Raw genomic sequence first — 21,015 nt, forward strand, 5'->3', positions numbered from 1 at the left:
GGGTAGCAACGGGGGCTGCTGTTCGTCGTCGCGATCGACCTGTTGTCGGTCGCTCAGTCGCTGTGGCGGGGTCCAGGCGAGCAGTGGCGGGATCTGGGAGGGGTCGGGGCCGAAACCGAGCGCGCGAGTCGGTGCCGGGCTGTACCGTCGGTCATCGGCCGTTCGGAGACCACGCGCCCAGTGCGGCGACGGCGAGACCGACGACGAACCAGCCGGCGAGGCCGAGGACGCTCGCGGCGACGTTCGCGGCGGCCGGTCCGGTCGAGCGGATCCCGCCCGTTGCCGTGGCGACGACGAGTCCGCGGAAGGCCCCGGGCGGGCTCGCCCCCAGCACGAGCGCCAGCGTCTCGCCGCCGACCACACCTCGCGCCACGCCGAAGATCACGAGCGCGTCGAGGCCGATCACCACGACGAGCGCGGCGAGCGCCGCGGCAGCGACGCCGACACGTCTGGACCGGCTGAGCGACGAGACCGCCATCGCGAGCGCCAGCGTGACCAGCGCGTACGCGCCGGCGAGCGCGACGAAGCGGGCGAAGTACACCGGCGAGTCCACCGTCGCGTGCGAGGCGAACACCGACGTCGTCGGCTCCCGGACGAGCGGCACCGCGAGACCGAGCAGGACCAGCGGCGCGAGGACCGTCGCCACCAGTCCGACCGCCCGGCCCGCGAACGTGCCGAGGACGTACGTCCACCGATCGATCGGGTACGTCCGGATCACGTCCAGTTCGCCGCTGTGGGCGTCGGCGAGGACGCTCCACGTGCCGAAGGCGAGCGCCAGCACCGGCACGAGCACCTCGACCGGCGTCGACAGGTCGAGGACGAGTGGGAGGTACCCGCCGACGCCGCCCGCGAGCGGCAGCCCGACGGTGACGAGTCCGTACACGATCGCCAGCGCCGCGTACGACCGGGTCCTGACGAGCGTGTCGAACTCCCGCTGTGCCACTGCCACCAGCGCGTCCGTCCGGCCACCGAACCGGTCCCCGACCCCTGCGTCCGCTCCGGAACGGTCGGCGTTCTCCGAGCCCTCCTCCGCCTTCGGGCCGTCACCCATCGTCGCCCTCCCAGGTCCCCGCCCGGACGGTGAGCCCGTCGGCCCCGCCGGCGATGTACTGGTTGACGGCGTGGGTGAGCGTTTCCGAGTCGGTCTCGCGGCGCAGCGCGTCGGGCGCGACGGCGGTCTTTATTTCGCCGTCGTCGAGGACGAGCACGGTGTCCCCGATCCGGTCGACCGTCCCCAGCTCGTGGGTGGCGAGGAGGACCGTCCGGCCCTCGTCGGCGAGGTCGCGGACCACGGATCCGACGTGTTCGGTCATCGTCGGGTCCAGTCCGCTCGACGGCTCGTCGAGCACGAGCACCGGCGGGTCGCCGATGGTCGCCTGCGCGATCCCGAACAGTCGGGTCATCCCTCCCGAGAGCGCGCCGATCCGGCGGTCTGCCACGGCCGCGAGCCCGACACGGTCCAGGACCGCCGCTGGGTCGACCTCCACGCCGGCGAGTGCGCCGTAGAACCGCAGGGTCTCCGCGAGGGTAAACTGCGGCCGGAACGCCGGGGTCTGCGCGAGATAGCCGACCGTCCGGGCGCCGGCCGCCGGGAGCGTCACCGACCCCTCGTCGGCCGCCAACAGTCCGGCGACGATCCGCAACAGCGTCGTCTTCCCCGACCCGTTCGGCCCGACCAGACAGGAGACGGTCCCGCGGTCTGCCGCGAACGAGACGTCGGCGAGCACCGTCAGGTCGCCGAACGAGCGGCGGACGCCGTCGACCACCAGCGCCCCGTCGAGCGGGCCGTCCTGCGATTCATCGGTCGCACCCGTCGTCCCGGTACCGGGCTGTGAATCTGCGTCAGTCATCGGTTCCGTTTCGCACCTCCCGGAGTACGTCGGGACGCACGGGCGCCGTCCGCGGCGCGGTATCGACCACGCCGCTGTCGCGGAGACCGTGGACGCTCTCGGACGCGGCGCGGAAGAGGTCAGCGGCGGGCGCGCTCGCGAGGGTCGGGCCGCCGGGGGCCCGGCTGGCGACCAGATCGACCCGGCTGGTCGGGCGGAACGGCCGGTCGACGGTCCCGTCGCCCTCGCGGTCCAGTCCCGGGACGTGGCCCCAGTAGTTCCCCCGCCCGTCGACGGTCCACACGCGGACGGGGCCGCCGGAAATCACCGCCGGACGGTCGTTGCCGACCACGTCGTTGTCGGTGACGTCGTTGGTCGGGAGGAGCGCCACCGTGCGAACGCCGACCTCGTTGTCGACGATGGAGTTGTTCGTCACGAGCGACCGGGTGGAACCGAGCGAGAAGCCGATGCGGTTGTTCGCCAGCACGTTGTCCGCGAAGTAGGAGGTGTCGCCCACGCCGAGGATACCCGCCCTGTTGTCGACGGCGCGGTTGTCGACGATCAGGTTGTTCGCCGGCCTGGTCATGAGGACGACGCCGCCCTTGGTGTCCCTGAACTCGTTGCCGCGAACGAGCAACGACGACGTGTACATGTCGTGGACGCCGTAGCGCATGTCGGCGGCGTCGTTCCGGCGGACGACGGTCCCGTCCGCCTGGTGGACGTAGACGGCGTCACGGCCGCCGCGAAAGCGAGAGTCCTCGACGACGACCCGCGACCCGATCGGCAACACGCCCATCGACCCATCCGCGATTGTCTCCGCGCCGCGGACCGTGAGGTTTCTGACGACCGAGTCGTCGCTGTGCCTGAGAGACACGCCCGTCGACGCCGTGTCGATGCGCAGGTCGGCGACCAGCGACTCGTTCGCGCCGACCAGTGCGACGCCCGCGTCGCTCCGGGCGTACACGAGCGTCGAGCCGACGGCGCTGTCGTCGTCCGGCGGCGCTCGCGAGCCGACCGACCCGACGCCGGCGACGGCCAGCGAGGTGATCGCGACGCGATCGCTGCGCACCGTCACGACGGTCCCGTTGCCGCCGCCGTCGAGGACCGTCTCGGTCCCAGCGCCGCGGATCGTCACCGGCTTCTCGACGGTCAGGTTGACGTCGTAGCGTCCGGGCGGCACGAACACCGTCGTGTTCGGCGGCGCGGCCGCGACGGCGTCCGACAGGGTCGGCTCGTCCTCACCGACCACGACCGAGACCGGTCGCGAGCGCAGGTCACGGCGCTCCGTGACGGTCCGGTCGGCCCACCGCGAGTGCGCCCGCACCGACTCGCGGAACGTCGCGGCGGCGTCGCGACTCCGCTCCGCTATCGCGTCGGGTAACTCGTCCCACGACACGGTTCGACCGCCGTTTTCGGCGGCGAACGCCTCCGCGTCGTCCCGGTCGGAGAACGGGACGACCGTCGGTCCCGAGGGAGTTCGGGCCGCGCTGTCGACGACGTAGACCGCGTCTGTCGCCCGGGTGAGGCCGAGGCCCGGGTCGTTCCGGAGGTCGATGTACCCGCCGTCGATCAGGTACGGGTCCGATCCCGAGAAGTCGGAGACGAAGATAGCGAGCGGGTCGCCGAACTGGCGTCGCGCCGTCCCGCTCCGCAGGTGGTCGACGAGCGACTCGACGCCGTAGTAGCCGACGACGTACTCGTACTGGCCGTAGAACACCTGCGCCTTCGGGAGCGCGTACCCCTGGTCCTCGGCCGTCCGCACGTCGACCCCGGTCATCCCGAGGTGGAGCGTGTCCTCGAACCTCACCGGTTGCACCGCTGCCGACGACGTGTGGACGAGGAAGGCGCTCGCGCTCAGGAGGAAGAGCGCGACCACCACTCCGCCGACGACCCGAACGTCCATCGTCAGGTCTGGCCGAGCTGCGCGATCGTCTCCCGGGACACGTCGCCGAACTCGGCCAGCGAGCCGCCGTACTCGTCACGGAACGATTCGGCGTCCGCTTCGTCGGAGAATCCCACGAGGTCGCGCCCCATCGCGCCCTTCACCTCCGAGCCGACGACGAACGTGACGCTCTCCGCGTCGACGAAGGCGTCGGCCTCCGGGTGCGTCGAGATGAGCAGGTCGCCGTCGCTCTCGGAGACCGAGTACTCGACCGACGAGTAGTCCGTCACGTAGAACGCCTCGACCGTCCAGTCCCGGTCGAGACGGTCGAAGTTGTACTGGAACGCTTCCCACGTGCTGTCGAACCGCGCCGGGTTGTCGTGGCCCGAGGGGTCGTTGTCCGCGTAGAAGATCTCGGCGGAGGGTCCCGGATGGTTCGGGATCACCATCCCGCAGACGTCACAGCTGTCGTCGGTCGTCAGCGTGACCGCGTCCGGTGGATCGGCCTGTTCCGACGCGCACCCGGAGAGGGCGAGCAGAGCCCCAACACCGCACCCGAGCGCCCGTCGCCTGGTGATCGTCGGTCGCTCCGGAGACCCACCGTCACTGACGTTTACCCCTCGCATCTCTCCCCGGTCAGTCTCTCGGTCTCTCCCGCGCTCGTCTCCTTCCATGGGGGACCTCGCCCTGGCTGATCGCATTACCGTGCGGTTGGCTTCGAACGGGCTTAAACTCCCGACAGTTACTCCGAGCGGAGAACGCCCGATAGATTGATGTTGTATTATATTCCCAACGCTGGGAGAATCAGCGGAACCCCGCACGCATCCAGAACGGAGAACACTCCGGGCGGTGATCCCCCAGAACGGGAAAACGCACCGGGCGATGATCCCCCAGAACGGGAAAACGCACCGGGCGGTGATCCCCCAGAACGGGAAAACGCACCGGGCGGTGATCCCCCGGAATCACTGCTGGGTCACCGCTGGGTCACTGCTGGGTTACCGCTCGAACCGGAGCGCGTAGTGGTAGGGCGGTAACTCGATCCGCCGAACGTTCGCGACAGCGACGGCGTCCGTCACGATCGACTTCGTCTCGGAGGGTGACAGCCTGAGATCGGTGGGAGGACCGCGTGGGGTGTCCATGACGGTCGTCTCCTCGCGCGGCCGGTCGTCCCAGTTGACGACGACGAATCGCCCGTCCGGACCGAGCGCGTCGAACACCTCGCGGACGAAGCGGTCGGGCTCCGAGACACCGTGGAACGTGTTCGCGACGAGGACCGTGTCCACGGCTTCGGGGAGCGTATCGGCCAGGTCTCTCGCGTCGGCGTGGACGGTGACGACGTTGTCGATACCTTGCAGGGCGGCGAGGCTCTCGAGTTCTTCCAGGAGCGACTCGTCGACGTCGACGGCGTACACCGGGCGCGGGTCGGTGATCCTCGCCGCCGGCAGGGCGAAGTACCCGTTCCCGGAGCCGACCTCGGCGAGCGTCTCCCCCGACTCGACGCCCAGCCGGCGGAGCGTCGCGCCGGGTGTCGGCCACAGCCGTCCCCACCAGTCCCAGTCGGGCTGGCCCGTGTTCTGAAACTGCTCCATCGTTACCGACTCCGACAGGTGTCCACGCCGACGAATCGGTAGAGGAGGCACGTCCGACGCAGGGCCGTCCCGACGAGGACGACCCCCAGTCCGAGTGCGAGACCCCCGACGACCGACGTGAGGTCGACGGTACCGGCGAACACCGCGAGTCCGAGACCGGCCAGTACCGCACCGACGCCGAACCGCACGGCCCGATCGACGCCACCGATATTGTTGGCCATGTACAATATTATCGCCACCCGAGCCTTAAGCGTTCCCCTGGAGACAGGGGGCCCTCACTCGGTCCAGTCGGCCGCAATCGCCTGCGGGAGGCGAGCGTACACCGACGCGTTGTCGACGAGCGCGTCGACGGTGATGTACTCGTCGACCGCGTGGACGGTATCGGTCCCGAACGCGAACTCCACGGTGGGTACCCCGGCGTCTCGGAGGCGCTTGGCGTCGCCGCCTCCGGTCGCGCTTCGCCGGAACACCCGCTCGCCGGTCACCGCTTCGGCGGTCGAGGCGACCGCCTCGACGAGCGGGCTGTCGATCGGTTCGACAGTCCCGACGCTCCAGGACACGTCCGTGACGGTGATCCCGTCGCAGTCGGCGACGCACTCGCGGATCTCCGAGAGCATCTCCGACGTCTCGACGCCCGCGGTCAGCCTGATATCGATCTCCGCACGGGCGGACTGCGGGACGCTGTTGATCGCCTCCCCGCCCCGGATGGTCCCGAGGTTGATCGTCGGCGACGCGAACAGCGTGCGTGCGTCCCGTTCGCCCATCGTCGGCGCGTAGTACTCGACCGACTCCTCCAGTATCGGCCCCATCTCGGCGTCGATGTCCAGTTCGCGGGTTCCGAACCGCTCCCGGAGGGTCTCGACGGCCTCGTACAGCCGGTCGATCGCGTTTTCCCCCAGTATCGGCCGCGACCCGTGCGCCGCGTCGCCGTGCGCGTCGAGCGTCAACCAGATGCTTCCGCGGTCGGCGACCGTCACGGAGTGTCGCCCCTCCTCGCAGGTCGGCTCGCCGATGACGCAGGCGTCGGCGCCGAGGCGGCCCGCGTCCAGGAGCGCGGGGAGTCCGGCCGCCCCGCCGACTTCCTCGTCGCTGACGAACGCGAACGATAGATCCACCGGCGGAGTCGTCCCCGTCTCGGCGAACGCCTCGATCGCGAACAGCATCGCGGCGAGCGGCCCCTTCATATCGGTCGCGCCGCGCCCGTAGACGCGGTCGTCGACGCGCTCGCCGAGCGGGTCGTGCGACCACTCGTCGGCGTCGAACGGCACCGTGTCCAGATGCCCGTTGAACAGCAGCGTCTCGTCGGCTTCGCCGGGGACCGTCACGACGAGGTTCGGTTTCGCCGGATCCACGGCGAAACGCTCGACGTCGACGGGGAACGGCTCGAGGTACTGCTCGATCAGGTCGACGATCTCGCGGGTATCGCCGGGCGGATTCGCGGTGTCGACCGACAACAGATCGAGCGTGAGCGCGACGAGGTCCGCGCGGTGGTCGGTGACGTAGCTGGCCGGACGGTCGGCGGGCATCGTCACTCGAGTTTCCCCCGGAGCACCTTCGCGGCCGTGAGGACCGGGTCCCAGACGGGACTGAACGGCGGCGCGTACGCGAGGTCCGCGTTCTGGAGTTCCGTGACGGTCATCCCGGCGTGAAGCGCGGTCGCGATCGTGTCGACGCGCTTGGCGCCCTCGCGACCCACGACGCTGCCGCCGAGGAGTCGTCCGGCGCCTCGATCTGCGAGGAGCGTGACCTGGATCTCCTCGCTGCCGGGGTAGTAGTCGGCGCGCGATTCGTCGGTGATCGTGACCGAAACCGGTTCGAATCCCGCCTCGCGGGCCCGCTCGTCGTCGACGATGCCGGTCCTCGCGGCCCCGAGGTCGAAGGCCTTCACGATGGCCGTCCCCGCGATCTCGCCGGTCGGCGTCGGTGAGCCCGTCACCGTCTGCCCGATCGCTCGACCCGCGCGGTTGGCGGTCAGCGCCAGCGGCACGTGGTCAGGCTCGCCGGTCACGACGTGGCGGGCCTCGGCGCAGTCGCCCGCCGCGTAGACGTTCTCGTAGTTCGTCCGGCCGTACTCGTCGGTCGCGATGGCACCGGTCGAACCGAGTTCGATCCCGGCCTCGGCTGCGAGGTCGACGTTCGGCGCGACGCCCACGCCCACGACCACGACGTCCGCCGGGTCGGACTCGCCCCCCTCGAGGACGATGCGGTCGACGCGGCCGTCACCGTCGAACCCGGAGACGGTGGTGTCGAGGTGCAGGTCCACGCCTCGCTCGCGGAGGTGATCTTCGACGACTTCGGCGACCGGCTCGCCGAACGGCTGCAGGACGTGGGGGAGCATCTCGTAGAGGGCGACGTCGACGCCGCGGGCCGACAGCGCCTCGGCCATCTCGACGCCGACGTAGCCGCCGCCGACGATGGCCGCCCGCTCCGGCGACCGATCGGTGACGTACGACTCGATCGCGCCCGCCTCGTCCATGTCGTGGATCGTGAACACGCCGTCGAGGTCGGTCCCGTCGAACGGGGGGACGATCGCGCTCGCCCCCGTCCCGACGAGAAGGTGGTCGTAGCCCTGCTCGAACCGCTCGCCGTCGCCCTCGACCGTGACCGTCTCGCGCTCGGGGTCGATGCCGACGACCTCGTGACCGGTCCGCAGGTCGACGTCGCGCTCCTCGCGGAACCGCTCCGGCGTCACGGCCACGAGGTCCTCGAGTTCGTCGACCTCGCCCTTCACGTAGTAGGGCATCCCGCAGGCGGCGTAGGAGACCCACTGCCCCTTCTCGAAGACGACCACCTCCAGATCGGGGTCCTCGCGTTTGGCCTTGCTCGCGGCGCTCATTCCCGCCGCGTCACCGCCGATGACGACGAACCTGTCGCTCATACAAAACTGTTGGTGCCACAGCGGTTAAAGTATTTCCCAAAACATACAATACTGTACCCTCCGACGTCTCAGACGCCCGGGGACCGGGCGACCGAGTTCGGTCGCTCTTCGAACAGCGCTCGGAACAGCTTCCGTTCTGCAGACCGCAGGTGCTGGGTGAACGTCGACTGCGTGATGTCCATCATCGACGCGGCCTCCTCGCCGCTCGTTTCCCTGGGCCACTCGAAGAACCCGGCGAAGTAGGCCGTCTGTGCCGCCTCGAGTTGCCGGGCGGTCAGCGATTCGTCGAGCGCGGCGCGGAACTCGGTTTCGAACGCGGACTCCCGCGTTCGTTCGCGCTGGGCGACGAGGTCCAGCGCGGGGTAGACGGACTGGGCGGCCTCGACGACCGATCGGACGTCGTTCGAACAGGAGACGTCCGCGACGAGGCGGCCCCGCCCGTCGGTCGCTTCGAGGGCCGTCACCGCCGCTCCGTACCGGGCGAGCGTCGCGACGACCGACTCGCCGTCGGTTCCGAGGCGGAAGACGGACCGGTCCTCGTACTCACAGAGCGGCTGGGCCGACTGGACGGCCGGCGCCTCCGCGAGGTGGGCAGCGACCGCCGACGCGTCACAGTCGGTCACCGAGACGTACGCGACGTGGCCCTCCCCGTCGTCGTCGCTGATCCCCTCCAGTTCGACAGTGCACTCGAGCGCCGCCGACAGACGGACGAACGGGTCGCCCACGCCGTCGACCCGGAACTCCAGTTCCGTCACGTCGTCCGACGCGAGCGTCCGCCTGCTCTCTGCGGCGTTGATCGCGTCCCCGACGGTCAGTCCGAGGTCGGCGAACAGTTCCCGGTCGATCGCCTCGAAGGCGTCGGCCCTCGCCGCCTCGACGACGAGCACGCCGTAGTCGGCGTTCTGGTACGACAGCGGGACGAGCACGCCGCTGGCGTCCGCCGGGTCGTCGACGGGCGACGCGGCTGCGTCGACGAACGACGGGTCTCTCCGGTCGAGCACGTCGTCGACGGCCTGACTGACCGCTCCGGACTCGGGGCCGTCCGCTCCCAGTCCCGCGTCTTCGACGCCTGCCCTGGTCCGTACGCTGATCCGTTCGTCGACGATGCCGGGTTCGAGAATACGGGCTCCCTCGAACAGGTCCGACCGGGCGAACCGGTCGCAGACGGCCCGTTCGATCTCCCGGCGCGTCGAGGCGGCGACCAGATCGCGGTTGACGTCCCGGAGCACCTCGTTGGTGTTGTTGAGTCGGTCGAGCCGGTCGTTCTGCTCCTCGATGCGGTGCTGTCGCTCCTTGCGGTCGGTGACGTCCCGCTCCACCGCGACGTATCGCTCGATGTCGCCCTCGTCGTCGGTGACCGGCGCGATCGTCATATCGACCCAGCACAGCTCGCCCGATTGCCGCCGGTTCACGATCTCTCCCTCCCAGACGGACCCCGACGAGATCTGGTCCCACAGCGACGCGTAGAACGCCTCGTCGTGCTCGCCGGACTTCCACAGCCGCGGGTTCTCCCCGACGACGTCCTCGGGCCTGTGGCCGACGACCTCCTCGACCGCCGGATTCGCGTACTGGATGGTCCCGTCCGTGTCGGTCAGGAAGATAGCGTGTCCGGCGTGTTCGATTGCCTTCCTGAAGCCGCGGAGGCGGTCGGTGAGGCGCTGCTCCTCGACGACGTAACTGGAGAGGTAGTAGACGGTCACCACCGCGAGGACGCTGACGGCGAGCCCCGGCAGTTCTTCGAGTGCGCTCGTCGCGTGGCGCGCGGAGAGCAGCTGCCGCGTGGCCATCAGCGACAGCATCACCGTCAGGAACCCGAACCGCCTGTCCCCGCTCCGGGACAGCAACACCAGCGAGTAGCCGACGCCGACGACCCGGAGGAGGATCGACGCGAGAATGACGCCGTTCACGGTGGACCGCCCCCTTGGAGCGGTCGGCGACTGCGCGGACCTCCGTCCCTGTTCATGTCGCGAACTCGTTCGTCCCGTCGTATATAAACTGAGGGCGTTCCCAGAGACTGAGACGCGGGGAGCCGCCCGGCTGGGTCGCCGCTCGCCGGCCCGGCCAAACAGTATTGGGGCGGTGATTATCCCTCCGTTCGGACGGTCGGAGCGGGGCAAAGAGTATCGGTAGCACGCTCTCTACCCCGTCGCTCGTAGGTATAGCCGTAATGGCCCGATGGACTATCGAGGCGAGACGGCGCCGAACGCATCGAACGGGTGATGGCCGTGAGTAGCACCGGCGACGACGACCGGCTTCCGGGCGTGCCCGACGTCGGCGGGAGCGACCCCGACGCGATGGTCGACGAGGAAGCGGCGAACCCGCGCGAGGAACTCGCCGAGACCGACTACGACACGGACCTGGGGATCGCGATGGCCGAAGACGCAAAGCGGGTCTCCCGCGGCGAGCTGTCGGCCGAGGCCTACTGGGAGAAGTACGACGAGGCCGCGAACGCGGAGTTCGGCGACGCCTACCGCGAGACGCCGAACCCGTCCATCGAGAGCGGCGACCAGACCATCGACGCGGCCACGGCCGACTCGCTCGGCTGTTCGGTCGGGTCGATGGACTCGGTCGCGTGTGAGCTCTCGGACGCCGACGAGCCGGACGCCGCGGGCGACGCGACCGACTCGGACGCCGACGGCGACGAGCGCTGGGGGATGGTCATCGACCTCGAGAAGTGCGTGGGCTGTGACTCCTGTACGGTCGCCTGCAAGGCCGAGAACCGGACGCCGCCGGGCGTCTCCTACAACGTCGTCATGGAAGAGGAACACGGCGAGTTCCCCGACGTGACGCGGACGAACGTCCCCCGGCCCTGCATGCAGTGCGAGAACCCGCCCTGCGTCCAGGTCTGCCCGGTCTCGGCGACGTACAAGATGGACAACGGCGTGGTGAACGTCGACTACGACCGCTGTATCGGCTGTCGGTACTGCATGATCGCGTGCCCGTACGGTGCGCGCTACTTCGACTTCGGCGAGAACTACGACGAGGAGGTCGAGGGGGCGGGCGAGGTGACCAGCCCCGAGTACGGCGTCGACCGCGGGAAACGGGAGGGCGGCGAGTCGCCCGTGGGGAACGTCCGGAAGTGCAGCTTCTGCACGCACCGACTCGAACGCGGCGAGGAGCCGGCCTGCGTCGAGACCTGCGTCGGGGACGCCCGGAACATGGGTGACCTCGACGACCCCGACAGCGAGGTCTCGGAGATGGCCGACTCCTCGCGGGCGTTCCAGCTCAAAGAGAGCGAGGGCACCGACCCGAACGTCTACTACCTCAGATAACAATGGCAACCGACCACTCGCGATTCGCGTTCGATCCAGGGTTCGAGAACGACCGACTCCGGCTCGCGTGGTACGCGTTCCTGGGCCTGCTGTTGGTGGCCGGCGGCTACGCGACGTGGCTGCGGCTGACCCAGGGGATGAGTAGTACCAACCTCACGAGCACGACCCCGTGGGGCGCGTGGGTCGCCTTCTACATCTACTTCGTCGGCCTGTCCGCCGGGGCCTTCCTCGTCAGCACGCTCGCGAACGTCTTCGGCGTCGAGGCGATGCACCGGATCGACCGCGACGCGCTGTTCGCGGCGATCGTCAGCATGGTCGTCGCGCTCCTGTTCGTCTGGACCGACCTCGGGCGGATGGACCGGATGTACCACCCGTTCGTCTGGCGGCAGTTCACGTCCGCGCTCTCCTGGGAGGTCCACGCCTACGTCGCCTACATCGGCGTGCTCGTGACCGAGCTGTACTTCTCGATGCGCTACGACCTCGCCCGCGTCGCCGAACGCGGATCGGGCCTCCGCGCTAGAGTCGGCGGGCTCCTGACGCTCGGTCGCCGTGCGACGACGGAGGCGTCGCGGGCGGCCGATCGGAGGTGGCTGAAACGGGCCGGGATCCTCGGGATCCCGCTCGCGATCTTCCTCGTCCACGGCGGGACGGGCGTCCTCTTCGCCGTCTCGAAGGCGCGGCCGTACTGGAACAGCGGGCTGTTCCCGGTCATCTTCATCGTCTCCGCGGTCCTCTCGGGGACGGCGCTCGTGATGGTGCTGTACGTCCTCCGGACGCGCCTGTTCGACGGGGAGACCGTCGACCGGGACCTGCTCGACCAGCTGGCGAAACTGCTGGCGGCGTTCGTCGTCGTCGACGTGGCGCTGACCGCCATCGAGGCGCTGATCGCCATCGTCAGCTTCCACCCGCACGTGGTCGAGACCTGGCACATCATCGCGTTCGGCGAGATGTCGTGGTCGTTCTGGTGGTTCATGGTCGGGTTCGGGTGGGTGTTCCCGCTGGTGTTGCTCTCGAAGCGCGAGTGGCGTCGCACCCCGTGGCTGATGGCGCTGGCCGGACTCAGCGTCGTAATCGGCATCGTCGCCGTGCGGTTCAACATCGTCGTCCCGCCGCAGATCCGCCCCGTGATGGAAGGGCTACCGCACGGTTCGTACTTCCCATCGGCCGTGGAGTGGGCGACCAGCGCCGGCATGATCGCTGTCGGCCTGCTGCTGTACACGGTCGGCGCGGAACTGCTTCCCCTGACCCCCCTCGATCGAGGTGATCACTGATGTCCACCGAACCAGACGACGACAGTACCGACTCCCCGGACGGAGCATCGCTCACCAGACGCGACCTCGTGAAAGCGGTCGGAGCCGTCGGCGCCATCGGCGCCGCCAGCGCCGCGACCGTGAACGTCGACACCGAGGACCTCTGGACCGACGACACCGAGCACTACGTGGGCGACGACTACGGCGAGTACGGCGCGAGCGACGTGATCCACACGACCTGCGGACAGTGTAACACGTTCTGTCCGATCAAGGTCCGACTCACCGACGACAGCGGGACCGGCGAGTACAGCTCGCTCGTTCGAAAGCTCGCCGGCAACCCCTACTCCTTCTTGAACACCCAGCCGTTCTCGCAGGTCCCCTACGACAGCGACCCCGCGGACGTGGCGATGGGCGACGTGGCGGGCAGCGGCGACGTCGAGACCGACCGCTGGTCGCTGTCTGGCGGCCGGATCTGCCTGAAGGGACAGGCCGGCATCCAGACCGCCTTCGACAGCTACCGGGTCCGCAAACCGATGAAGCGCGTCGGCCCGCGCGGGTCCGAATCGTGGGAGACGATCTCCTGGGACCAGGCGATCCGGGAGATCGTCGAGGGCGACGACGACCTCGGCCATCCGGGACTGCGGGAGCTGTGGGGCTACGCGCCCGAGGACGAGGTGATGGCCGACTGGGAGGCCGTCCAGTCCGGCGAGATGGACAGGGCCGAGTTCGACGAGCGCTACGAGGACGCCCTGATCGACACCGACCACCCGGACCTCGGCCCGAAAGCCAACCAGATCGTCGACGTCGGCGGGTTCCGTCGCAACTTCGTCAGGACCCGCCTGTGGCACCAGGGGCTGGGCTCCCTCAACAGCGTCCACCACGCCGGGACCTGCGGCTTCTCCAGCGTCATGGGGAACGTCCGATCGCACGACGCCCTGAAGAAGCGCCAGTACCCCGACGTCGAGAACTGCGAGTACCTCCTCGTGTGGGGGACGAACCCGATGGTCGCGAACAAGGGCCCGACGTGGCTCGCGCCGAAGCTGACCAACGCCATCGAGGACGGCATGCGGATGGACGTCGTCGATCCGCGGCTCTCGAAGACCGCGGAGAAGGCCGACACCTGGATCCCGGTCGAACCCGGCGCCGACGGCGCCCTCGCACTCGGGATGGCCCGTTGGATCGTCGAGCACGACCGCCACGATCTGGACTATCTCCAGAACCCCTCCGAGAGCGCTGCACGGGACGACGGCGAGCCGACCTGGAGCGACGCGCCGCACCTCGTCCTCGTCGACGAGGAAGCCGGACCCAAGGCGCGTGCGTCGGATCTCGGCCTCGTCCCGGAGGACCACGAGCACGCCGAGGACTTCGTGGCCGTCGACGCGGCGACCGGCGAACCGCGACCGGCCAGCGAGGTGGAGACGGGCGTCCTCGACGTGTCGCTGACCGTCGACGGGGCCGCCGTCGAGAGCGTCTGGCGTCGGTACCGCGACCGCGTGTTCGAGCACACGGTCGCGGAGTACGCCGAGATGGCAGGCGTCTCCGCCGAGCGGATCGCCGAGGTCGCTGACGAGTTCACGAGTCACGGTAAGCGGGCGGCGATCATGGCCTACCGCGGCCCAGCCAAGCACACCAACGGCTTCTACAACACCCGCGCCATCGCCACCCTGCAGCACCTCGTCGGCAACTACGACTGGAAGGGCGGCCAGATCACGCCCTACGCGGGCTACAGCACGATGTCCGGTCGCTACCAGCTCGGCCAGGTCCCCGACGGTTACTCGCCGTGGGGGATCCCGCTGCTGCGCGGCGGGGTCAACTACGAGGACACGTCGCTGTTCGAGCGCGACGACGGCTACCCCGCGAAGCGACCGTGGTTCCCCGTCGCGCCGCCGCAGGCCACCCAGGAGCTGTACGGCAGCGCCGCCGACGAGTACCCCTACGGCGTCGAGGCGCTGTTCATCCGCCCGTACTCGAACAACCACGTCATGGCCGTCGCCGGCGGTGACCAGATCCCGGACGTGCTGGGCGACCCCGACGCCATCCCGCTGGTCGTCGCCTCCGATACGGTGATCGGCGAGACCAGCAAGTACGCCGACTACATCCTGCCCGAACCGACCTACCTCGAACGGTGGGAGAACTTCGGGACGTATCCGAACAAGCGCCTCGCCGACGAGAAGATCAGCCAGCCCGCCGTCAGCGTGGTCCCCGACGCCCGCCCGTTCGAGGAGGTCCTGATCGATATCTGGAAAGCGATGGACCTCCCCGGCGTCGGCGAGGGCGCTATCCCCGACGCCGACGGGGACCTGTGGCCGCTCGACCGCTCGGAGGACTTCTACCTGAAGCTGGCCGCGAACGTCGCCTACGACCGCGAGCCCGTGGCCGACGCGAGCGACGACGAGTTACGGGTGTTCCGCGAGAGCCACGAGGCGGGACTGGGCGACGCCTTCGACCTCGACCGCTGGAGGCGAGCAGTACGAGACGAGGAGTGGCGCAAGGTCGTCACCGTTCTCAACCGCGGTGGTCGCTTCGAGGAACCCGTCGAGGACTACGCCGAGCGGTTCGCCGACCGCGGCCACGAGTACGACTACGCCGAGCGGTTCGACGACAGCAACGCCTACGACGGCGAGTACCTGCGCTACAAGCTCGGGTCCCGCGTCGACTTCTACAGCGAGGTCGTTCCGCGGGGCAAACACTCCTACACCGGCGAACGGTTCGACCCGCTCCCGCGGGTCGACGACGTGGAACACTACGACGGTGCGGTGCAGGCCGCCGTCACCGACGACGAGGATTCCGAGCGACCGCTCCGCCTCGTCAACTGGAAACCACGGACGCAGGGAATGCACCGGACCCAGAACAGCCCGTGGCTCCGCGAGACGCGGCCGGAGAATCCGCTGTGGATCAATCCCCGTGACGCCGACGAACGCGGTATCGAGAACGGCGACGACGTCGTCATCGACGCGGGCCGCCGCTCCGTCGAGGGCGTCGCGATGGTCACCCAGGGGATCCGCCCGGGCGTGGTCGGCGCCATGTGGGGCTGGGGCCGGACCGGCGACGGCGCGAGCGCGGAGACAGTCGACGGGCAGACCCGCGGACCGGTCGACGGCGACGGCCACACGCCCTACGAGTTCGACGAACCGATGACCGAGGAAGCGGGGCTGGCGAAGGGCCGGGACGCCGGGTTCGCGATCAACCACCTCCAGCCGCTGGACGGTGCGCTCGGTGACACCGGACTGTCTGACCTCGTCGGCGGGAGCAACGCCCAGTACGACGCGTTCGTCGAGGTGGAACGGCGGTGACCTCGATGGGCAACGAGGCCACCGACGGGCGTGAGACCGCCGACACCCGCGACCAGCGGGATGGAACCACGGACGACGGTGCGGTCGCCAGCGCCAGGGCCGACGTGTACGGACTGCTGGCGGCGACGTTCGACGGTGACGTCGAGAGTCTCGAGTCCGCGCTCGCGGACGGCACGTTCGCCAGGCTGGCCGACGAGCTCCCCGTCGACGCGCGCACGGAGGCGCTCGACCGGACCGACCTCGACGCCCGGGCGCTCCGGGTCGGCTACGACAACCTGTTCGTCGTCCCCGGGCCGCGCTACGTCCCGCCGTTCGCTTCGGCACACCGGGACGCCCCCAGCGAGTCCTTCGACTCGGACTCGCCGTACCACGGGACGGGGAACGCCGGCGAGCTACTGGGCGACCCCGCCGCCGCGGCCGCGCACGCACACGCCGCAGCCGGCTTCGAGCCTACTCGCGGGGACGGCCTCCCCGACCACCTCGCCGCGTCCTTCGAGTTCATGCGCGCGCTCTGCGAGCGGGAGGCGACGGCCCTCCGCGAGCCCGACGCGGAGGCCGCGGACGAGGTCGCCGTCTACCGGGAGTTACAGGCGGAAACCGTCGCCCGGCTCGACTGGCTCGACGAGTTCCACGAGGCGGTCGAGCGCGCGGACTCGGTCGAGGGGACGTTCGCAGCGCTCGCCCGGTTCGCCCGAACGTTCGTCGCGTGGGACGCCAGAGCGGGGATGCCGACGGCCTGACCCCCCGGCGAGCCGTTCGCCCGTTTTCGGCGATCCGTTGGCGTGCCCCGACGACCGGGGATCCGGCCGGCATCATCGTCCGGGGATCAGTCGCTCGACCGACCGTTTCGAGAGAGTCGGTACGTGCCGGCGAGCGCGCCGATCGTGACCGCCGTCACGGCGATCTGGACGAGGCCGCCGCCGAGCGCTGCCGTCGCGCCACCGGCAGCGACGGCCCCGGCGGCCCCCGTCGTCGCCGGGGCGACGAAGAGACAGCAGAGGCTCACGAGTCCACCGATGCCGAGGACCGACCACCGAGAGCCAGCGCCGTCCGTCTCTGCGTCTGGTGACGACATTCGTGCAGTGATTCGCCGACGCGGCCCTTGTATCCTCTGGACGGCCGACCGGGGACGGTCAACAGGCGTCGCACTGCTGGCGCTGGTAGTAGAGGAGGCCGGCGAAAAACGGGATCGACACCGCCCCCAGGATCGGCCGGAGCGGGTCGAAGTACGTCATGAGCGCCGACGAACTGAACAGCGCCAGCAAGAGGGCGTTGCAGATCGGACAGCCGAACGCGAGGAAGCCACCGACGACGCCGCCGGCCGCCAGCCGATCCCCCACCGGTTCCTCGGCCAGCAAGCGCTGGTAGACGAACGCCGCGGCGAACGCGGACGTCGCAACGAGGAACAGGTAGTCCGGCGGTGTGCGGTCCACCATCCTGACGTAGACCGGGTTCGGAAGCAGACCGGTCACCGTGCCGAGGAGCGCGAACGTACCGAGACCGACTGCGCCGCTCCCGAGGAGGCGCCGTCGCGGGAGAGTCGTCATCTCCGCACACCTCTCCGCTGTCGGCGAGTCAGCGCCGCGATCTCGCGCGAGCATTGCCTGTCCATCGGGCTTTGCGTGTTTCGGCTCACGGCTCGGTCCCCCCGGCGATGGAGCAGGTCCGCGGGTCGCCCGTCCGCCCGAGGAAGAACGCGAGCAACACGATTCCGCCGGCCCGGAGGAGATTCCCCTCGAAGGGGAGCGCCGCCATCGCGCCGACGAATCCCAGCGCGCCGAGGACACCGGCACCGCAGCTCGCACAGCCCGCGGCGAGAAACCCCGGGAGGATCCCGAGGACCGTGGACGCGCCCGTCCGCCGCGCACGGCGGAAGAGCGTGACCGCGTTCGTCACGGCGACCCCCGTCAGCACCGCGTAGCCCACCACGAGGCCGAGTCCGACCCAGCCGACGCTCAGATACGTCTCTCTGGTCAGCGCCGTGACGCCATACAACAGGTCGGTCGGGTTTCTCGCGAGGAGCTGGACGGTGAACTGCGGGAACGTACTCAACACGAGAACGACGTAGGTCAGGAGCGTCACGGCGCCGGCGATCAGGAGTCGCGTGTTCGACGTCAGCGGGTACGCGAGCGCGTCCGAGAGATCCCGGAACCGAGTCAGACTCTCGGTGCTCGCGTCCGCAGTCACGCCCGTAGCACCTGATCGAGGGCGTTCGAGAAGTTCTCGTAGGGGTGTGCGCCGACTAATTTGCCCGCCTTGTCCGCCGCACGGTTGTAGAGGACGAATCCGGGCGTGCCCTGGATCCGGGCCGAGCGCGCGACCTCGACGCCGGCGTCGATCGACGCTCGGATCGAGTCGCCGCGGGATCGTCGGCAACTATCGACCGCGGACGCGGCGACGCCGTCCGTCTGCTCGGTGATATCCGTGAACGTCTCCTCGTCCGCCCAGTCGTGGCCCGACTCCGCCTGTGCGTCGAACGCCGCCCCGTGCCAGCGCCAGAACGTCGCGGGGTCGCTTTCGGCGACCTGCTCCCAGACGCATCGTCCCCAGACCGCCGCCGGCGCGGAGTACTCTCCGATGTTGGGGTAGGGGAGGACGACCAGCCTCGCCTCCCCGGTATCGACGTAGTCGCGGCCGACGTCGGGGAGCGTCTCCGTCTCGAACTGCTTGCAGAACGGACAGAGGTAGTCCGTCCAGTAGTAGACGTCTACGGGGGCGTCGCGTTCACCTGCGATCGGCAGGCCGGCGAGTTCGACGCCGAATCCCGTCGTCTCGTCGCTTCGATGGAAGCTCTCGGGCACGTACTCGCCGCCGTCCGAGTCGGACCGAGAGGCGACGTAGGCCACGCCGCCGCCGAACGCGGCGGTCGCGCCGCCGGCCGCCAGCATCCGTCGCCGCGTAATATTGCCTTGCCCATCCATTGTCGTGCACTATCGGTCCGCCGTTGATTGGTCTTGCGGTCGGGGCGCTATCGAGGTGCCCCAGAACCCCACCGTCGTCGGAGGTTCCTCGCCCTTCCAGGGCCGTCACTGGTCGAGCGGTATCGGGCACACGTCGTCGCGCTGTATCCGGGCGTACGTCGCTTCGAAGTCCTGGACGAGGGTGCTGACACTCGTGTACCACTCGCTGAGTATCCGTCGCATGTCGTCCGCGATGTCGCTCGCGTCCCGTGTGCGGTACACGTAGTAGTACCCCCCGCGGTCGTAGTTCACCTGCCGCTGCGAGACGACGTCGGCGTCGATCAACCGGGAGATAGACCGGTAGGCCGTGGACCGTTCGCAGTCGACCCGTTCGGCGACCGCATCGACCGTCAGTCCACCGTCGACGTCGTACAGCAGGCGAAAGACGGCCTTGTCGCGCCGGTTCAACCCGTGAAAGCACTCGAGCAGGTCGATACAGCGGAGGTCTCGCTGTAGGTATTCGTCGACTGGTTCCACCATCTCTCGAAGCTATCCACCGAGACCGGATAAGGTTATTCACGAACAGTACAATACTGCCCTGCGACGGTGGTCGTCGTTTCATGGGTCCCGACCAGGTCGGAGAGAAGCGACGTTGTACCGAGAGACCAGGGCGACGACGCCGATCACCTGCTGCTGTCGCTAACTGGTGTTCCCCGGATCATTCAGCAGCACGGGTGAGAGCGACTCGCCGTTCGGGGCTGGGACGCTCGCGAGACGGCGTTCGACAGGGTCCAGCGGGCGAACCACGATTTATGGTACTGAGCGGCGAAACGGTCCCCCATGGAGAGTGCCCACGTGAGGTCGATGCCGGTCGGACGCGATACCGGAGAGGGACAGGCAGGGACCGTCACCGACTGGACTGGCGAGGTGGTCGTCGGCGGTGTCACCGGCGGGACCGTCGATACGTCCCCCGAGAGCGTCACCGAGTCCGGTGGAGGTCGTCCCGGCGTCGTCGCGGACGAGAGCGGCGCCGCAGGCCGATGACTGTGCGAGACGGACCACCTCGTCTCTCGCTCGCGTACGTTCTCGCGTCCGTCGTCACCCTCGTTCTCACGGTCGTCGCGACCGCCGTCGGATTGTTCGTTCCCGGATTGTACCGGGACGCCGAGGTCCTGCTTCCGCAACTGTACGGACAGGATCTGCTGACGCTCTCCGTCGCAGTCCCGGCGCTCGGGGCGTCGCTGTACTACGCGGCTCGCGGGTCCCTCCGCGGGTACGTGGTCTGGCTCGGCGTGACCGGATACCTCCTGTACACGTACGCCTCGTACGCCTTCCTGACGGCGTTCAACGAACTGTACCTGGTCTACGTGGCGCTGTTCGCGCTGACGCTGTTCACGCTGGTCGGCGCCGTCGCGCGGTTCGATGCGGCGCGCCTCGAACGAGCGATCGGCGATCACCCGGTCCGATCGTACGTGCTCTTCCAGACGCTGGTAGCGGTCCTGCTGGCGTTCATGTGGCTGTCGGAGGTCGGGCCGGCGGTGCTGGCCGGGACGAGGCCGCCGAGCATCGCCGAGACCACTCTCCCCGTTCCGGTCATCCAGTCGCTGGACCTCGGCGTGGTCGTCCCGGCGTTCGCCCTCTCGGCGTACTTCCTGTGGAGTCGCCGCCCGTGGGGGTACGTCTTCACCGGCGTCCTCCTGGTGAAGGGGACGACACTCGGGCTGGCGGTGCTGGCGATGATCGTCTTCATGCTGCGCGGCGGACAGTCCGTTCCGCTCCCCCAGATCGCCGTTTTCGCCGGTTTCAGCCTCGCCGGTCTCGCCCTGATGACCCGGTTCGTGCTCGCGATCCGGGCGGGTTCGCGGGTGTCGACAGATCCTGCACCCGCCGAGAAACAAACAGAGTGATCTGTCCCCTCCCATCCGGTCCAATTCTGTGCCCATTCGGCCGATACCCGCCGCGTTCCCGCCGGATCGAGACGTGAGTAGGACTTCGCTCGGTATTCCATCTGTACCTGATCTCCGGCCGCGGGACACGACAGGGTGATCGACCGAGAGCGCTCCGACGCCTCCGGACCACGAGGGAGTGCCTTGGCGTGAATCGGGGACTGCCTCGCTCCGCC

The 21,015-nt window shown here is 69.3% G+C and carries 20 protein-coding genes; 6 read left to right on the plus strand and 14 right to left on the minus strand.

Annotation, left to right across the window (positions count from 1 at the left end; genetic code table 11):
* Positions 1-151 precede the first annotated feature (151 nt).
* From ACMGFE_RS09945 to ACMGFE_RS09985, 9 genes are all read right to left on the minus strand, one after another.
* Positions 152-1,051, minus strand: a complete 900-nt coding sequence (locus ACMGFE_RS09945) for an ABC transporter permease (RefSeq protein ID WP_436925001.1) — start codon at positions 1,049-1,051, stop codon at positions 152-154.
* Complete coding sequence (locus ACMGFE_RS09950; protein ID WP_436925002.1) at positions 1,044-1,850, minus strand: ABC transporter ATP-binding protein; 807 nt, start codon at positions 1,848-1,850, stop codon at positions 1,044-1,046. The genes ACMGFE_RS09945 and ACMGFE_RS09950 overlap by 8 nt, the downstream gene beginning before the upstream one ends.
* Complete coding sequence (locus ACMGFE_RS09955; protein ID WP_436925003.1) at positions 1,843-3,732, minus strand: NosD domain-containing protein; 1,890 nt, start codon at positions 3,730-3,732, stop codon at positions 1,843-1,845. The genes ACMGFE_RS09950 and ACMGFE_RS09955 overlap by 8 nt, the downstream gene beginning before the upstream one ends.
* Positions 3,733-3,734: 2 nt before the next feature.
* Positions 3,735-4,385: a nitrous oxide reductase accessory protein NosL gene (locus ACMGFE_RS09960; protein WP_436925004.1), complete on the minus strand. Its 651-nt coding sequence runs from the start codon at positions 4,383-4,385 to the stop codon at positions 3,735-3,737.
* A gap of 321 nt (positions 4,386-4,706) precedes the next feature.
* Positions 4,707-5,300, minus strand: coding sequence for a class I SAM-dependent methyltransferase (locus tag ACMGFE_RS09965; RefSeq protein WP_436925005.1), 594 nt, complete (start codon positions 5,298-5,300; stop codon positions 4,707-4,709).
* Positions 5,301-5,302: 2 nt separating this feature from the next.
* The gene (locus ACMGFE_RS09970; RefSeq protein WP_436925006.1) at positions 5,303-5,521 is read right to left on the minus strand and encodes a YgaP family membrane protein; all 219 of its coding nucleotides are present in this window, start codon (positions 5,519-5,521) and stop codon (positions 5,303-5,305) included.
* Between the two features lie 54 nt (positions 5,522-5,575).
* Complete coding sequence (locus ACMGFE_RS09975) at positions 5,576-6,826, minus strand: M20 family metallopeptidase (protein ID WP_436925007.1); 1,251 nt, start codon at positions 6,824-6,826, stop codon at positions 5,576-5,578.
* A 2-nt stretch (positions 6,827-6,828) separates the two neighbouring features.
* The gene (locus ACMGFE_RS09980; RefSeq protein WP_436925008.1) at positions 6,829-8,178 is read right to left on the minus strand and encodes an FAD-dependent oxidoreductase; all 1,350 of its coding nucleotides are present in this window, start codon (positions 8,176-8,178) and stop codon (positions 6,829-6,831) included.
* Between the two features lie 68 nt (positions 8,179-8,246).
* Positions 8,247-10,085 carry a bacterio-opsin activator domain-containing protein gene (locus tag ACMGFE_RS09985; RefSeq protein ID WP_436925009.1) on the minus strand — a complete coding sequence of 613 codons (1,839 nt, stop codon included), beginning with the start codon at positions 10,083-10,085 and terminating at the stop codon, positions 8,247-8,249.
* A 312-nt stretch (positions 10,086-10,397) separates the two neighbouring features.
* Between ACMGFE_RS09985 and ACMGFE_RS09990 the strand changes: the two genes are divergently transcribed.
* Genes ACMGFE_RS09990 through ACMGFE_RS10005 form a run of 4 tightly spaced genes read left to right on the plus strand, consistent with a single transcriptional unit; the run spans position 10,398 to position 16,733 of the window.
* Positions 10,398-11,450 carry a 4Fe-4S dicluster domain-containing protein gene (locus ACMGFE_RS09990; RefSeq protein ID WP_436925010.1) on the plus strand — a complete coding sequence of 351 codons (1,053 nt, stop codon included), beginning with the start codon at positions 10,398-10,400 and terminating at the stop codon, positions 11,448-11,450.
* A gap of 2 nt (positions 11,451-11,452) precedes the next feature.
* Positions 11,453-12,721 (plus strand): NrfD/PsrC family molybdoenzyme membrane anchor subunit, encoded by a 1,269-nt coding sequence (gene nrfD / locus ACMGFE_RS09995; protein ID WP_436925011.1) that lies wholly within the window; start codon positions 11,453-11,455, stop codon positions 12,719-12,721.
* Positions 12,721-15,993: a molybdopterin-dependent oxidoreductase gene (locus ACMGFE_RS10000; RefSeq protein ID WP_436925012.1), complete on the plus strand. Its 3,273-nt coding sequence runs from the start codon at positions 12,721-12,723 to the stop codon at positions 15,991-15,993. The genes nrfD and ACMGFE_RS10000 overlap by 1 nt, the downstream gene beginning before the upstream one ends.
* 5 nt (positions 15,994-15,998) lie before the next feature.
* Positions 15,999-16,733, plus strand: coding sequence for a TorD/DmsD family molecular chaperone (locus ACMGFE_RS10005; protein WP_436925171.1), 735 nt, complete (start codon positions 15,999-16,001; stop codon positions 16,731-16,733).
* A gap of 86 nt (positions 16,734-16,819) precedes the next feature.
* Here ACMGFE_RS10005 and ACMGFE_RS10010 read toward each other — a convergent pair whose 3' ends face one another.
* From ACMGFE_RS10010 to ACMGFE_RS10030, 5 genes are all read right to left on the minus strand, one after another.
* On the minus strand, positions 16,820-17,068 hold the full coding sequence (locus ACMGFE_RS10010) for a hypothetical protein (RefSeq protein WP_436925013.1): 249 nt from the start codon (positions 17,066-17,068) through the stop codon (positions 16,820-16,822).
* Between the two features lie 58 nt (positions 17,069-17,126).
* On the minus strand, positions 17,127-17,540 hold the full coding sequence (locus ACMGFE_RS10015) for a hypothetical protein (protein ID WP_436925014.1): 414 nt from the start codon (positions 17,538-17,540) through the stop codon (positions 17,127-17,129).
* Positions 17,541-17,625: 85 nt separating this feature from the next.
* Entirely contained in the window at positions 17,626-18,180 is a 555-nt protein-coding gene (locus tag ACMGFE_RS10020; protein ID WP_436925015.1) for a hypothetical protein, read from the minus strand.
* Positions 18,177-18,914: a DsbA family protein gene (locus tag ACMGFE_RS10025; protein WP_436925016.1), complete on the minus strand. Its 738-nt coding sequence runs from the start codon at positions 18,912-18,914 to the stop codon at positions 18,177-18,179. The genes ACMGFE_RS10020 and ACMGFE_RS10025 overlap by 4 nt, the downstream gene beginning before the upstream one ends.
* Before the next feature lie 105 nt (positions 18,915-19,019).
* Positions 19,020-19,433 carry a helix-turn-helix domain-containing protein gene (locus ACMGFE_RS10030; protein WP_436925017.1) on the minus strand — a complete coding sequence of 138 codons (414 nt, stop codon included), beginning with the start codon at positions 19,431-19,433 and terminating at the stop codon, positions 19,020-19,022.
* Between the two features lie 300 nt (positions 19,434-19,733).
* Here ACMGFE_RS10030 and ACMGFE_RS10035 point away from each other — a divergent pair, with 300 nt between their 5' ends.
* A complete protein-coding gene (locus ACMGFE_RS10035) occupies positions 19,734-19,937 on the plus strand; it encodes a hypothetical protein (RefSeq protein WP_436925018.1) in 204 nt (67 codons plus the stop codon).
* Positions 19,934-20,800 (plus strand): hypothetical protein, encoded by an 867-nt coding sequence (locus ACMGFE_RS10040; RefSeq protein WP_436925019.1) that lies wholly within the window; start codon positions 19,934-19,936, stop codon positions 20,798-20,800. The genes ACMGFE_RS10035 and ACMGFE_RS10040 overlap by 4 nt, the downstream gene beginning before the upstream one ends.
* Positions 20,801-21,015 lie beyond the last annotated feature (215 nt).

It is taken from the genome of Halosimplex amylolyticum, from assembly GCF_051414035.1.
GTDB classification, from domain to species: Archaea; Halobacteriota; Halobacteria; order Halobacteriales; family Haloarculaceae; genus Halosimplex; species Halosimplex amylolyticum.